At 46.0% G+C, this 14,754-nt stretch carries 17 protein-coding genes; 12 read left to right on the forward strand and 5 right to left on the reverse strand.

What is annotated here, in order from left to right:
* The first annotated feature begins 57 nt into the window (after positions 1–57).
* The 9 genes from BLV33_RS00665 (at position 58) to BLV33_RS00705 (ending at position 7,462) form a co-directional block, all read left to right on the forward strand.
* Positions 58–1,242: a cysteine desulfurase family protein gene (locus BLV33_RS00665; protein WP_090786981.1), complete on the forward strand. Its 1,185-nt coding sequence runs from the start codon at positions 58–60 to the stop codon at positions 1,240–1,242.
* Positions 1,239–2,444, forward strand: coding sequence for a tRNA uracil 4-sulfurtransferase ThiI (gene thiI, locus BLV33_RS00670; protein ID WP_090786983.1), 1,206 nt, complete (start codon positions 1,239–1,241; stop codon positions 2,442–2,444). Before BLV33_RS00665 ends, thiI begins: the two co-directional genes overlap by 4 nt.
* A 53-nt stretch (positions 2,445–2,497) precedes the next feature.
* Positions 2,498–3,160: a TerC family protein gene (locus BLV33_RS00675; protein ID WP_090786986.1), complete on the forward strand. Its 663-nt coding sequence runs from the start codon at positions 2,498–2,500 to the stop codon at positions 3,158–3,160.
* Between the two features lie 153 nt (positions 3,161–3,313).
* A complete protein-coding gene (locus BLV33_RS00680) occupies positions 3,314–3,796 on the forward strand; it encodes a hypothetical protein (RefSeq protein ID WP_090786989.1) in 483 nt (160 codons plus the stop codon).
* A 168-nt stretch (positions 3,797–3,964) separates the two neighbouring features.
* Positions 3,965–5,806, forward strand: coding sequence for a translational GTPase TypA (typA, locus tag BLV33_RS00685; RefSeq protein ID WP_090798565.1), 1,842 nt, complete (start codon positions 3,965–3,967; stop codon positions 5,804–5,806).
* Between the two features lie 96 nt (positions 5,807–5,902).
* Positions 5,903–6,178 (forward strand): YlaH-like family protein, encoded by a 276-nt coding sequence (locus BLV33_RS00690; RefSeq protein WP_366414700.1) that lies wholly within the window; start codon positions 5,903–5,905, stop codon positions 6,176–6,178.
* 14 nt (positions 6,179–6,192) lie between these two features.
* A complete protein-coding gene (locus BLV33_RS00695; RefSeq protein ID WP_090786992.1) occupies positions 6,193–6,627 on the forward strand; it encodes a hypothetical protein in 435 nt (144 codons plus the stop codon).
* A 1-nt stretch (position 6,628) separates the two neighbouring features.
* Positions 6,629–6,907, forward strand: coding sequence for a hypothetical protein (locus BLV33_RS00700; RefSeq protein WP_090786995.1), 279 nt, complete (start codon positions 6,629–6,631; stop codon positions 6,905–6,907).
* A gap of 102 nt (positions 6,908–7,009) precedes the next feature.
* Positions 7,010–7,462 (forward strand): pyridoxamine 5'-phosphate oxidase family protein, encoded by a 453-nt coding sequence (locus BLV33_RS00705; RefSeq protein ID WP_090786998.1) that lies wholly within the window; start codon positions 7,010–7,012, stop codon positions 7,460–7,462.
* Positions 7,463–7,541: 79 nt separating this feature from the next.
* Here the strand turns inward: BLV33_RS00705 and BLV33_RS00710 are convergent, their stop codons facing one another.
* Positions 7,542–8,093, reverse strand: coding sequence for a YhcN/YlaJ family sporulation lipoprotein (locus BLV33_RS00710; RefSeq protein ID WP_253186929.1), 552 nt, complete (start codon positions 8,091–8,093; stop codon positions 7,542–7,544).
* 107 nt (positions 8,094–8,200) lie between these two features.
* On the opposite strand from BLV33_RS00710, the gene BLV33_RS00715 reads away from it, so the two are divergent.
* A complete protein-coding gene (locus BLV33_RS00715) occupies positions 8,201–9,532 on the forward strand; it encodes a PhoH family protein (protein ID WP_090787000.1) in 1,332 nt (443 codons plus the stop codon).
* Between the two features lie 78 nt (positions 9,533–9,610).
* Here the strand turns inward: BLV33_RS00715 and BLV33_RS00720 are convergent, their stop codons facing one another.
* From BLV33_RS00720 to BLV33_RS00730, 3 genes are all read right to left on the reverse strand, one after another.
* Positions 9,611–10,096 (reverse strand): hypothetical protein, encoded by a 486-nt coding sequence (locus tag BLV33_RS00720; protein WP_090787003.1) that lies wholly within the window; start codon positions 10,094–10,096, stop codon positions 9,611–9,613.
* Positions 10,097–10,138: 42 nt separating this feature from the next.
* The gene (locus BLV33_RS00725) at positions 10,139–11,212 is read right to left on the reverse strand and encodes a coiled-coil domain-containing protein (protein ID WP_090787006.1); all 1,074 of its coding nucleotides are present in this window, start codon (positions 11,210–11,212) and stop codon (positions 10,139–10,141) included.
* A 99-nt stretch (positions 11,213–11,311) separates the two neighbouring features.
* Positions 11,312–12,283 carry a hypothetical protein gene (locus BLV33_RS00730; RefSeq protein ID WP_090787009.1) on the reverse strand — a complete coding sequence of 324 codons (972 nt, stop codon included), beginning with the start codon at positions 12,281–12,283 and terminating at the stop codon, positions 11,312–11,314.
* A 102-nt stretch (positions 12,284–12,385) separates the two neighbouring features.
* Between BLV33_RS00730 and BLV33_RS00735 the strand changes: the two genes are divergently transcribed.
* A complete protein-coding gene (locus tag BLV33_RS00735; RefSeq protein ID WP_090787012.1) occupies positions 12,386–13,519 on the forward strand; it encodes a class I SAM-dependent methyltransferase in 1,134 nt (377 codons plus the stop codon).
* A gap of 58 nt (positions 13,520–13,577) precedes the next feature.
* Here the strand turns inward: BLV33_RS00735 and BLV33_RS00740 are convergent, their stop codons facing one another.
* The gene (locus BLV33_RS00740) at positions 13,578–13,808 is read right to left on the reverse strand and encodes a DUF2626 domain-containing protein (RefSeq protein ID WP_090787015.1); all 231 of its coding nucleotides are present in this window, start codon (positions 13,806–13,808) and stop codon (positions 13,578–13,580) included.
* Positions 13,809–14,079: 271 nt separating this feature from the next.
* On the opposite strand from BLV33_RS00740, the gene BLV33_RS00745 reads away from it, so the two are divergent.
* Positions 14,080–14,730, forward strand: coding sequence for an RsfA family transcriptional regulator (locus BLV33_RS00745; protein ID WP_090787018.1), 651 nt, complete (start codon positions 14,080–14,082; stop codon positions 14,728–14,730).
* The last annotated feature ends 24 nt before the right edge of the window (positions 14,731–14,754 follow it).

A 14,754-nucleotide genomic window follows, 5' to 3' on the forward strand; every position in this document is an offset into this window, starting at 1 on the left:
TTTAAGTTTAAATAAGGATGTAGATTTGTATTTCAGCAGTGGAAAGGAAATACGATTATGTTGTATCTGGATTACGCTGCTACGACACCTGTTTTCGATGAAGTGATTGAATCGGTTGCGGAAGTGATGAAGCAGCATTTCGGCAATCCATCCTCGATCCATCGATTAGGTATGCAGGCGGAGAGCCTTGTGCATAGATCCAGGGGAGTTATCGCTGAAGCTTTCCATGCAGATCCCACTCGGGAAATTATATTTACATCGGGGGGTACCGAGAGCAACAATTTAGCAATCAAAGGCTTCGCTTTGCGCAATCGAAAGAAAGGCAATCATTTGATCACCACTCAAATTGAGCATGCCTCTGTTTCGGAAGTGTTCGCACAATTGGAGGAACAGGGCTTTCGGGTCACCTATTTGCCCGTAGATCATACCGGGGTCGTATCATTGATGAAGCTAAAGGAAGCAATTACCGAGGATACAATTTTGGTGAGCATCATGTATATCAATAATGAAACAGGACGAATTCAGCCGATCAGCGAAATCGGCAAGGTGCTCTCCCAATATCCGCGAATCCAATTTCATGTGGATGCCATTCAAGCGGTAGGCAAGCTGCCCATTCGGCCAAAGAAGATGGGCATTGATCTGCTCAGCGCCTCCGCGCATAAATTCGGCGGTCCCAAGGGAGTCGGCTTTCTGTATTGCCGACATGGCATTCAATTGGAACCGCTGCTGGCTGGCGGCGGACAGGAGCACGGCATTCGTTCCGGCACGGAAAATGTGCCGTTGATTGTCGGAATGGCCAAAGCGTTCCGCATGTCGATGGATAGCCTTTCCGCCAATGAAGAACACATGCGCCGCATGCGCAGATTGCTTGTCAGCGGCATCACTGCGATTCCCGAGCTAGCCATAACGGGTTCTTCACTTGAACCAGATATGGCGCCCCATATCGTGCATTTCATTTTTCCCGGGATGAAAGCGGAAGTCGTCGTCCATGCCTTGGAGCAATCAGACATTTATATTTCAACGAAATCCGCATGCTCCGGAGCAAATGATGCCCCGAGTCATGTCCTGCTGGCCATGGGGTTTGATCGAAGCCAATCATCCAGCGGCCTCAGGGTCAGCTATTCGGGCCGGCAAACCGAAGATGAGGCGCATCAATTTATCACTGCACTGAAAAGGGTCGTTGGAGAATTAGCGCATGCCCGCCGCAAATACACAGCAGGAAGGGGAGATCGCGTTACATGAATCCCGATTGGTTGATTCTTCGGCTCGGCGAGCTTACCCTGAAAGGCAAAAATAGAGGTCGATTCGAGAAACGTGTCATGGCTCAAATTCATAACGTGCTGTCTGCCTTTCCTATTTTACAAATTAAACCTGAATTCGGCCGCGTATATGTGGAGCTGGGAGCAGCCTACTACCAGGATGTGTTAGCTGCTCTAAACAAAATATTCGGGCTGACTTCCTATAGTCCAGCATATCAGGCTCCATTGGAGCTGGAACGGATTCGTGAACAAGCGCTAAGGATTATGAAATCATTGCCGAAGCTTCCTGATACGTTTAAAATTAGCGTTCGCAGGGTGAACAAAGACTTTCCTTACGATACACAGCAAATGAATAATCTGGTCGGAGGCTTTGTTCTGGAAGGCTGTCCCGGACTGAAAGTGGACGTGCACCATCCGCAGGTCGAGCTTCGGGTGGAAATAAGGGAGGAGACGGCTTACCTGTTTACGGAGGTTATGGAGGGCGCAGGCGGATTCCCGGAAGGGAGCAGCGGCAAAGCGCTCTTGCTGTTATCAGGAGGCATTGACAGTCCTGTTGCAGGATGGTTGGCGATGCGCAAGGGGTTAGAGCTGGAAGCTATCCACTTTTACAGCTTTCCATATACAAGCGAACGGGCTAAGCAAAAAGTTATTGATCTGACTCGCAAGCTGTCCGAGTATACGGACTCCATCAAGCTTCACCTCGTCCCCTTTACGGAGGTTCAGACCTCCATTCATAAAGTATACAATGACAATCTACTAGTGACTTTAATGAGAAGAGCCATGTATCGGATCGCGGAAAAAGTTGCAGACAGGGAGCAGCTTTCTGCATTGGTGACTGGGGAAAGCCTGGGTCAGGTTGCGAGCCAGACCCTTCCCAGCTTGAATGCCATTGGCCGAGTGAGTTCAATTCCGATTCTGCAGCCTGTAATCATGATGGACAAGAAAGAGATTGTTCGCATCGCGGAGATGATTGAAACCCTTCCGATTTCAATTCTTCCTTACGAGGACTGCTGCACGCTGTTTATGCCGAATTCACCAAGCACCAACCCCAATTTAAGGGTCTTGGAGACACTGGAACAAAAAATGGATTTTTTACCTGGTCTATTGGATGAAGCCGTGGAACATATCGAAACAGTCGTGATACGTTTCGACGATGCGGCTCATAAAATCGAACATTTCTTTTGAAAAATTGAAACCATTAAGGATTTGCTTCGTATGGTTAACGGGGGGTCGAGGACATGCTGGAACAGTTTATATTATTTTTGCAAATTATGTTGATAAATATTGTGCTTAGCGGTGATAACGCCGTAGTTATCGCTCTAGCCAGTAAAAATCTTCCACTCGAACAAAGGAAAAAAGCAATTTGGTGGGGAGCCTTTGGTGCCATAGCGCTGCGTCTTGTTCTTACTCTGGTGGCAGTAAGTCTACTGGATATTCCTTATATTCAAGCCGCAGGTTCATTGTTGTTGTTTTGGATAGCCGTTAAACTGCTTACCGACGATGACAGTCATGCCAATATCAAGGAAGCATCGACACTTGGAAAAGCGATTTGGACGATTGTTGTAGCGGATTTTGTCATGAGTCTGGATAATGTACTGGCGATTGCAGCCAAAGGCAATGGGAATAATGCCATCATCATACTGGGTATCGGCTTGAGTATCCCGATCATTATTTGGGGAAGTACAATGGTCGTAAATCTTTTGAACAAGTACCCGATTCTCGTTTTTCTAGGGGCAGCCATCCTGGGGTACACGGCAGGGGAAATGTTTGTGAATGACGCCAAAATGGAAGAATGGTTCGTACATAATAATCCGATTTTGCATGCTTCCATTCCTATTGGTGCAACTATATTGGTCCTCGTAGCCGGATTGATCAGCAAAGCCAGAAAGTCTAACGCATAACCATGGAAAATAGCCGTTCACCTTCACAGGGTGGGCGGCTTTTCATTTAAATGACAGGCCATAGTGGATTCTTATGGTTTTTTTGCTTAAGTTGAGATAAACTATCTGTAAAAGCTTGTCGAATTGATCTTCATTTTTTTAGGAGGAATTCGGATGTCCAGAAATAATTATTCGATCGGTATGATACTGATCGCAGTAGCTGTTGTTTTGCTGCTTGGCAAGCTGGGCGTTTTTCATTTTCTGGGCTTCTTACTGTGGCCGCTCCTTATTCTGGTTCCCGGTCTGCTTCTGCACTTTCTATTTTTTAATCGTGTGCTTCCCGCCGGTGTTCTCGTTCCGGGAGGGATGCTGATTACGTATTCCCTGATGTTTTTCTTTTGCAACCTGTTTGGGTGGCATGCGATGGGGTATATATGGCCAGGGTTTATTTTTGGAGTTGCGGTCGGTCTTTATGAGTTCTACATCTTTAATAGGGACAGCGACAGAAATATCCGAACAGTCTCAATTGTCCTTGCTGTGCTTGCTGCGGCACTGTTTCTGATGATGATCTTGTTTAAAGTTGGTATTTACTTGATCGCGCTTTTGCTGGTGTTGGCAGGGATTCTGATCATTATGCGTAAACCCAGGGTGTGGTAAGCGTTTGCAGTGTTAAAAGAATGTTAAAGTTTTTGGAAACCGCTAAATAACCTTGCTATTTGTCTGAATTGAGCATATACTAAAAATAAATGTCAAGCGTCGGCGGCTTATGTCCGGCGCTTTTTTATGGACAGAGAAGAAATTAACGGATGGAAAGGGTTTGAAATCATGCACGCAAGAGACAAAATTCGCAATATTGCCATCATCGCGCACGTTGACCATGGGAAAACGACGCTTGTGGATAAACTGTTACAACAATCGGGGACTTTCCGTGAAAATGAAGCCATACAAGAAAGAGCCATGGACTCCAATGATTTGGAGAGAGAACGCGGGATTACCATTTTGGCTAAAAACACAGCCATTAACTATAAGGACTATCTGATCAATATCGTGGATACTCCCGGGCATGCCGACTTTGGCGGCGAAGTGGAGCGGATCATGAAAATGGTCGACGGCGTTCTGCTTGTCGTTGACGCCTTTGAAGGAACCATGCCGCAAACGAAATTCGTTCTGCGCAAAGCATTGGAGCAAAACCTGAGCCCGGTCGTTGTTTTGAACAAAATTGACCGTCCAAATGCACGTCCGACTGAAGTCGTCGACGAAGTGCTGGATCTGTTTATTGAACTCGGTGCAACCGACGAGCAGCTTGATTTCCATGTAGTGTTTGCTTCCGCACTTCAAGGAACATCCAGTTTGGATCCGGACCATCAAGATGAGAACATGGGCGCCATCTATGAAACCATTGTTGAGCATATTCCTGCTCCAACGGAAAGTGTGGAAGAGCCGCTGCAATTCCTGGTTACATTGATGGATTACAATGAATATTTGGGCCGTATCGGGGTTGGACGTGTGAACCGTGGTAAAATTCGTCAGGGCCAATCCGTGGCTGTTATGACACGTGAAGGCGGTATGAAGCAAGCCAGAATTGAGAAGCTGTTTGGTTTTCAAGGGCTTAAGCGGATCGAGATCGAAGAAGCGGGTGCAGGAGATATTATAGCCATCGCCGGAATCAAGGATATCAACATTGGCGAGACTATTGCAGATCCAAATCATCCCGAAGCATTGCCGGTATTGAAGATTGATGAGCCTACTCTGCAGATGACGTTCTCAGTGAACAACAGCCCTTTCGCCGGACGTGAAGGTAAATGGGTAACTTCCAGGAAGCTGCGCGAGCGTCTGTACAAAGAGCTGGAAACGGACGTTAGTCTTCGCGTTGAAGATACCGATAGTCCGGATGCTTTTATCGTGTCAGGCCGCGGTGAATTGCACTTGGGCATCCTGATTGAAAACATGCGCCGCGAAGGATTTGAGATGCAGGTATCCAAGCCAGAAGTGATCATCCGTATGGTGGACGGTCAAAAAATGGAGCCCATCGAGCATTTGATCATCGACGTCCCTGAAGAAAACATGGGATCGGTTATGGAGAGCCTTGGAACACGTAAAGCGGAAATGTTCAATATGATCAACAATGGCAGCGGCAATGTTAGGCTGGAGTTCAAGATTCCGGCAAGAGGCCTTATCGGATACAGAACGAATTTCTTGACGCTGACACGCGGTTATGGAATCATGAACCATGCGTTTGACAGCTATGGTCCTTATCAAGGAGCAGGCGTTGGCGGGCGTCATGAGGGTGTACTTATCTCCAGTGAGACTGGCTCATGTACACTGTATGGGATTCTATCCGTTGAAGATCGCGGGATTATGTTCCTTTACCCGGGTGCAGAAGTTTACGAAGGCATGGTGGTGGGTGAGCATAATCGCGACAACGACATCATCGTGAACATTTGCAAGGAGAAACAAGTCAATAATATACGTTCCGCGAATAAAGAAGAAACCGTAAAAATGAAGACACCTCGCACATACTCATTGGAGGGCGCGCTTGAATATTTGAATGATGATGAATTATGCGAGATTACCCCTAAATCGGTACGTATCCGCAAAAAGATTCTTAACAAGAGTGAGCGCGAACGTGCCGAGAAACACCGCAAAACCGCTGAAGCAGGCGTATAAGCTGTCCAAAGGGGAAATGCAGTCAAGCTGCATTTCCCTTTCCCTGTATTCAGGGCAAAGCCCTTAGATTAGAATCTTTGGAGGTGAAGCTGTTTCATGATGAACGAATGGTTTTACAATCATATGATTCTTACATATATCTTGATCTTCATTCTCCTCTCCTTTGTTTATAACAGAGTATTTCGTACTCGAAAGCTTCCTGTTCTGAAAGCGCTCATTATTTATCTGCTGATAGGTATTGGTGCCATTCTGCTGTTGTTTTTCCAATTAGTAGGCTTGCCGATTATATTGTGCCTATGTGCCGCAATATTGATGATGCTGATACTGAGGATTCGTTATTTCATTGAAAAACGAAGCGGGCGCAGGTCCTGACGGAGGCGAATGAGATGTCACGTTATTGGATGACACCGATTCTAAATAGGCTTCCTTTAAAGCTGGGTGCTGATCGAATAAGCTGTGGGGCGACAGCTGAACTCGATACTTTTCGGGCAAAGCTTCATCTTTTGCATCCATGGCTGCTCCCTATGTTTAAGACCAGTTTATTGCTGAGCGAGGATGATGAAGCTTGTGGATCGATGACAACGGAGATCGAGTGGAGCCATGCGCAAGAGCTTGTATTCGACGGTGAGCCGTTTCATTTATCGCATTGTGCAGAGGCATTCTTTGACCGATTGCTCGGTGCCGAGCAGGTATATTCTCTATTAAATTTTGAAGTTGAAAGGCATGATTGGACCCCGATTCAAGTGAATTGGTTGGAGCATATGTCTAACTGGCTCCGCAAAGGCCAGGAGGTCATCTTACTAAGAGAGGACGGCGTGTAGAATGACTTTGCAGGATGCGCTTTTCAATTGGGTCCAAATGGCTATTGTTGCAGACGCTAGACCGGATGATCAAGCAGCAAGGGATACGAGAGATTTTTTTGAGCAGATTCTTCGGGAGGATCACGGATTGACCACTTTTCATATCGAACAAAAAGACGAGACCATGCTTTATATCAGATATGAGCTTGAGGGAAAGAGCAAGAAGCAAATGTTCGATCGGGAGTCCTCGGAAAAACTGCTGGATGATATTCTTTCCAATCCGAAATATAACGAGCAATAGAGGATATAACTGGATACAATTGCGATGGATTAACCGCTATTTCATATGATATACTGAAAGAGGAAGATAATTTCATACAACCTTGTAGGAGGTGCAAACGTCATGGCTGAACTCGTTACGGCATTATCAGAGCCGTTGTTCTCAGTCCTGCAAAGAGAGAAGTTCTTACTTCTGAGCACCATTGATCATGAATCGGGTGTACCTAGTGTTCATGCGATCTCTTGGGTTTACGCCAAGGATCCCGGAACGATTCGCTTCGCAATCGACCAACGCTCGCGAATTTTAACCAACCTTACCAACAACCCTTCAGCTACACTGAGCTTTATTGGAGCCGGTTCGGTCTACGCCATTTATGGCTCTGCCCGAGTTGTTTCTCAAACTCTGGAAGGGGTGCCTCTTAAATTGACTTGTATCGATGTAGACATTCAATCAGTGCGAGACGCCATGTTTTACGGATCCCGAATAGTAACTGAGCCTGAATATGAGAAAACGTATGACAAACGTGCGGCCGACAAACTCGACGGACAAGTTTTCGAGGCCATGAAAAAAGCCTAACAGCCTGTTGCTGTTAAGGCTTTCTTTGGTTGATAAGAATTTCTAAACTTATCTTGCTTCGCAACGTCTCAAAGAGTGCTTACAGTCTAGGCCTGCCCGCTTTATTGGCATCCGTAGATCCCGGAGGAGTTGATGGCTGAGTGCCAACATCTCGCGGCAGCTGAGGCATGGTGCGCCCGATAATATCAGCCATCTGGTCGGCAAAGCCGGCGATAGGTCGGCCGTTACGAACCTGGCTCCTGATTTCAATAAGCCTTTGATCCAAATCCATATCGGCGGTCACAATGGCATTAGCGCCGTATGGATCCTTACGCAGAGTCTCGGCCACCGCGTATTTTACGGTCCCAACTCTTGAGCGATCAAGCTCGGGACGAACATTGATTCCCACTACAGCCGTATTGCCAAAAACAACGCAATGCGCGCTTTGTACCAAGGGAATACTTGTAGCCAGTTTTTCCAGATGGTCCGCCACAGCCCGAGGATCATTGATTTGCGGCTTGGGTGGAGCCGCTTGCTGAGCTTTGATTCCGCTCTGAGTAGAGCTTGGAGAGGAGGCAGCTCCTTGTTTCGGCGCTTGACTGCAACCGATGAGTAATGACAGGATTAACAGCATCAAGCCAAATATTTTCACAATGATTCGTTCCTTTCTAATGTCTAACGGTTACCCATAGTTTATCCAAGCAGTTAAAGTTTATGTATCGCCGAATTTCCTAACACCAACCCTGGGAGGGAACTGCTATGAAGAAAAAATATGTGCTGGATACGAATGTCCTGCTTCAAGACCCCAATGCGCTGTTCTCTTTCGAAGATAATGAAGTGGTGATTCCGGCAGTGGTGTTAGAAGAGATTGACTCCAAGAAGCGTAATGCGGATGAATTGGGACGAAATGCAAGACAGGTATCAAGGCTTCTGGACGGTCTTCGGACCAAAGGGAATTTATCGAATGGGATTCAGCTGGAAACCGGTGGCTCCATCAAAGTGGAGTTGAACCATAAAAGCTTTTCGAAGCTTCAGGAAGCATTTGCTGAAATTACTAACGATAACCGAATCCTTGCTGTGGCTTTAAACTACCATCTTGAAGAGCAGGGTACAGCTGAACCCAGACCGGTTATTATAGTCAGTAAGGATACTCTGGTTCGTATAAAAGCCGATGTGCTCGGTCTGACGGCTCAGGATTATTTAACGGACCGGATTGTAACCCAATCGGATATGTACAACGGCTGCTTGACGCTCCATGTTCATCCTTCCGTGATCGATGAGTTTTATTCCTATCGTTTTTTGAGTGTTAGCACGCTGAATTTGAACTATGCGCTGAATCCGCATGAATTTGTGATTTTGAAGGATGAGCTGGGCTCTTCGAAATCGGCGCTTTTGAAAGTAAACGCAGAAGCCAAGAAGCTGGAGCCCTTGTTCATCAGCAATGAGCCCATTTGGGGAATTGCAGCGCGCAATGCCCAACAAAGAATGGCACTGGAGCTGCTGCTGAATGACGATATTCCGCTTGTTACGCTGACAGGCAAGGCGGGTACGGGCAAAACGCTGCTAACCTTGGCAGCAGGGCTGATGAAGATCGAGGATGAACATAAGTACAAGAAGCTGTTGATTGCACGTCCGGTTGTGCCAATGGGCAAAGACATCGGCTACCTGCCGGGGGAAAAGGAAGAGAAGCTTCGTCCCTGGATGCAGCCGATTTATGATAACCTTGAGTTCCTGTTCGATACGAAAAAAGCGGGGGATATCGATAAAATACTGGCCGGTCTCGGCAGTATACAGGTAGAAGCGCTCACCTATATTCGCGGACGTTCCATTCCCGGTCAGTTTATCATTATCGATGAAGCGCAAAATCTATCCAAGCATGAAGTAAAAACTATTGTTTCCCGTGTAGGAGAAGGAAGCAAGATAGTTCTTCTCGGTGATCCGGAGCAAATTGACCATCCTTATCTGGATGCTTCCAGCAATGGATTGACCTACGTGGTAGAAAGGTTTAAGCAGGAAAGTGTAAGTGGGCATATCACATTGGAACGTGGTGAGCGTTCACATCTTGCTCAGCTGGCAGCTGATTTACTCTAATAGATCAAACTCCAACTAAAAGACCCCATGCCATTGCTTGTCTTATAGAGACAGCACGGCATGGGGTCTTAGCGATTTTTACAAGATGGATACTTGACAATGATAAGCTTTGGCGATTCCGTGAACGAGCTCTTCGAGTTGATTATCCACCATATAAACGGGCTTTCCGTGCTCGGTGAATTGTGCGATTAGATGCTCATCCAACTGCTCTAAGACTTGCTCACGTTCTGAACCCGGTTCCTCCGAGAGAAGATGAAAGGAGCAAATCAGCTTACCGTATAAATATGTATGATCCGCTCGACTGATAAATCCATAGTCGCTGAATGCGCCTGACAGCACTGCATCCTCAGGGAGCAGCAGAAGCTCAATGGGTTCCGTTGGAATCTTATAACGCTTCATGACCTCGAGAACGGATTCTCGTTCTTCCTCTGTACTTACAATAAACATCTCCTTATCCCGGTCGAAAATCATCACCTTGTCGGCAAGCGCCTTAATGATCTGGGCGTAAAATCCAGGGAGCTTACCGTCCGGCAAATCCATGAGCAATGCTAATTTGGTTTCCATGTGACGATTCCTCTCTTTATCTGAAAGTAGTTGTCAATGAGATTAGAATTTTAGTCTGATAACCAGCTTGCCTTCTTGATTTACCACTTCAGTAACCTCAACTTTTGCTGATTTTTTCGGGAAGAAGCCCAGCCCAAACTCCGCCTGCAAGGAGGCAATGGTCGTATCCGGCAGCTGGAAGCCATTGAATACGAGCTGGTCTACGGTAAACCGAACTTCATTCATGTCCTGGCCTGGAATCAGCAAGAAATTCCCCTTGATTTGGATATCGGCGTCATCCTTCTTGCCCGATACCAACACCTTGCCTTCAGTGAAACGGAAAGCCAATTGGTTAAAAAGTTCATTCTTGCTTTGCAGGAAGCTGTTCAAGTTTTGGTCCGTTAAAGTGAATACAGCGCCTTTTGTGCCTTCGAAGACCAGGTTTTTGCCGGCATCCTTTGTAAACAGCTCAGGCAGGTCCACAAAGGCGATGGAAAGTTTTTCGAAAAATTGTCTGAACAAAGGCAGGCCTTTTTGCTTCCATTCATCGTTCAAAATCTTGATTTGAGCCTCCACCACTTTTCCTTGGACGCTTACAGCCAATTGTTTATCCAGCTCAGCTTGCAGATCGACAAGCCGGACACGCTGTTTTAAATAATTATCCTTTGTTTTCTGCAATTCTATACGAGAGGCTTCAAGCTGAGTCTTCAGCTTTTGAAGCTGCGTGTAGGATGCTGTGAATGTTTTTAACGCACGGTTGTCATTTTGAACGATCATATTCAAGTATTCGAAGGTATGTAAGGCGTCAGTAAAAGATCTTACGGTAAATAAAAGCAGCCAGATGTTATCGCGGTCACCGCTGTAGTATGCTCTTAGAACCCGTCCGGCATGTTTTCTGGATGCTTGTACATTTTTGTCCTGCTTCACCATATCGATTCCGGTAGTTTGTATTTGATCGGATATTTTCTTATCCTGTTCATTCAGCCTTTCGATTTCTCGGTCGATTTCATAAATCGTCAAGCCTTTTTGTAGAAGATCCTGCGCTTCCTTGGTATCATTCGAATTCTCTGCATGGGCTGGAGAAGCGGAAAGCAGCAGCAAAAAAGCCAGTAAAACACGAACGGTTTTCATTTTCATTCCTGACCTCTCCCCCTACAAACAGATTACCATAATTCTATGATTAAATGCATAAAAAATACTTATCCCAAGAGCAGGATAAGCATGAGATCAAGCTGATTACTTTGCTTTGGGCGCCGTTCCGAGCAGCTTAAGGACATCATTAAAGCTCTTCACATTTTTCGGAATTTCTTTTTTGAAAGCCGGCGTTTGATTAATGCCGTCTACAGATTGATGCAGGTTGACTTTGCTGGAAACTGTATTGCCAGTCGCATTAGCGATGGAAAAGCTTAAGTCCATCACCTGATCTCGGATATAGCCTTGATCATCAATAGCGAAAGTCAGCATCCCCGGAGCATCGATCTTCAAGCTTTTGGAGGAACCGTTTTTGAATTGATCGGCTTGTGCTGCGGTCATCAGACCGTTTGTTTGTAAGGTTTGAATGAATTCAGGAAGCTTGCTTTGCACCCATGTATTGAGGGCTTGCTCATTTTTCTTTGATATTTCAATGCTGATGGATTTGGCTGATGCGCCGTCTTTGAGCTTTAGAGGGTCTTTCGCTTCTTTGTACCATTTGGCATCGATCCCGTCTAACAGTAATTTAGCAAGCGCGGTGGTTACTTGGGATGTGTTTTTAAGGCTGTCCACGTTCAGGGCGCTTTTGCTGTCCTTGCTTATTTGCTGTAAATCAACACTGTAGTATTCGTCAGGTTTATTAATGGCTGGCATATTGAAATACAATTTGCTATCTTTAATAAGAACTGGAATCGACGTGCCTGTACTCGATCCTTTGGGCGTAAACGTGAGATCGGTCTCTAGCTGCAACGGCTCTTTATTCACAGCGCCATTCCAATCCAAATTGCTCTCTTTGGCCATACCAAGCAGTCCATTCATCAAAGGATTGGTCGCTGCGAGCAGCCCGTCACCAAGGCTTAACGTTAGGCTTCCGTTATAAGATGAGCTTTTGATCTCATTTTGCTTGACTAGCGCCTGATCTACTGCTTGTTTAATCTTCGTACTATCCGTACACCCGGTGAGCGTAGTCATGCTTACGACGGCAGCAATGGATAATGCAAACCATTTTTTATTCATTATATCTGTCTCACCTCCCGTGAATCCTTTACTATTATAATGCTTTCTATGTCGTTTGTCACAAGTAAACCTATTACATTTATTTACAAAATGAGGTAAAAGATGACACATGCTGCAGGCAATCAACAGCTTATTGAAGTGATTAAAGCCCAGATCCGCAAGCATCCTTTACGAGTCATCTCATTTCGAGATTATATGGACTTGGTCTTATATCATGAGACTTTAGGCTATTACCGAAATGAGAAGATCAAAATTGGCCGGGAAGGCGACTTTTATACCAGCTCATCCGTAGGATCAGTCATGGGAGAATTAATTGCTTCCTATATTCTTAAAGAGTCCCTGGTTGAATCACCCTCAATGAGAAAGATTCAAATCGTCGAGTGGGGCGGCGGAAATGGCAGATTGGCCCTGCATATCCTGGATGAGCTGCAAAAGCAGGATCCCGCCATCTACGACAACTTGACTTATATCATGATAGAATCGAGCAGTTATCATAGCCGTTTGCAAAGAGAAAACCTGCAGTCCCATCGGATGAAAATTGTGCATATGAAAGAATCGGAATGGTTGGCTAGCGATCCGCACCAGGGCGTGTTTGTTCTAGCAAATGAGCTGCTTGATGCATTTCCCGTTCACCGGATTCGCCGCAGCGGCAGTTCATGGCAAGAAAGCCATGTAGCCTGGAACGATAACACCTCCAGCTTCGAGGAGCAGTGGCTTCCCCTGCAGATGGACAGCCCGTTATCCGCCTATCTGGAGCAAGCGGACTTGACTTTCAAGGAGGGCCAAGTGGCAGAAATCAATCTTCATGCGTCTCAGTGGATTCGAACGGTAGCGAATGCCATGCATGACGGCAGGATGATCATCATCGATTATGGCACGGAAGCCAGTGAGCTGTATGCCGCTCATCGTATGCGAGGGACCTTGATGTGTTATCGGAAGCATCAGGCTTATGATAATCCATTCATCCATTCAGGGGAGCAGGATATCACCGCACATGTTGATTTCACCGCTTGTATTGAAGCCGCTTCTACAGCTGGTTTCACCCGTTCCAAGCTGCAAACCCAGCGAGACTTTATGGTGGAGCAAGGGATATTGGAAAAGCTGCAAAATCATTTGGATCTCGATCCGTTTAGTGAAGCCGCCAAAAAGAACAGAGCCATCCGACAGCTTCTGCTGAGCGATCAAATGAGCGAGCTGTTCAAAGTGCTGATTCTAACCAAGGATAAATCTGTCTAACTCAACGAAAAAAAGGTGACCCGGTTCAAGCATCCGGATCACCTTTTTGCTTTTTGGTTTAAACAGACATTTTGAAGAAGGACCAATACGTAAATCCGCCAAACGAGAGGATCATATATCCCCAGAACAGCAGCATGTAAGTGCGTTCAGAAAGGCGCATGTAGCCCAAAATCACGAATACGGCTGTTTGGAAAAAGAAAATCAGAGCCATCGGAATCATACCGCCGGCTAGACTCATCAAGCCGATTGCGAGCGTCCAAAACCCAAGAACTCTAAACATGCGATCCATTGTGACCAACCTCCTTCAGCAAAACGTGCACATTTTCTAAGTCACATTATACCTTTTTTGTCTTATCGGTGTAAACCTTCAAACCGTGACGAATTTTAAAACTTTGCTGCAATATTCGATAGTATACCTTTTTCTCCCGAAAGCATGTATGAGGGTACGAAAAAATGGCAATACCAAATAGTATGAAATAGATTCTATGAACTCTACTACGGGCATAGGAATAGTAATAATGGCATCGAACCATTTATACCGTTTAGGAGGATTGACCGTTATGTCGGCAATTAGGCAAGATGCTTGGAGCGATGAGGACGATTTGATTCTCGCAGAGGTAACTTTGCGGCATATTCGCGATGGAAGCACCCAATTATCCGCCTTCGAAGAAGTGGGAGAGCGAATCGGGCGCACCGCAGCTGCTTGCGGCTTTCGCTGGAACAGCTTTGTCAGGAAAAAATACGAAGCCGCTATCCAGATCGCAAAAGCTCAGCGGCAAAAAAGAACACAGCTTCGCAAGCATGCGGTAGTCAGTATGGCAGGCTCATCGGTTGCCGTTCTGGATTCTGTTGATCTTGGTCAAGGCAAGCATGATACATTCACGGAAGAAACGTTATCCATTGATGCGGTTATCCGGTTTCTTCGCCAATGGAGGAATACGTACCAGGACATGAACCGTCATTTCAAGAGCTTGGAGAAAGAGCTGCATGACAAGGAAGAGGAACTTCTCCGGCTGCGAAGAGAGAATGATAAGCTGAACAAGCAAGTGAATGAAGTTGAAACCGATTATCGAGTGGTCAATGATGATTACAAGGCTTTGATTCAAATCATGGACCGCGCACGCAAGATGGCATTCTTAGTTGAGGAAGAGGAAGAAACCCGATCTCGATTTAAAATGGATGCCAACGGAAATTTGGAAAGAATAGAGTAGGTAATAGAAGTTAGGACAGCGAGC

This window comes from Paenibacillus sp. GP183 (assembly GCF_900104695.1).
Taxonomy (GTDB): Bacteria; Bacillota; Bacilli; order Paenibacillales; family NBRC-103111; genus Paenibacillus_AI.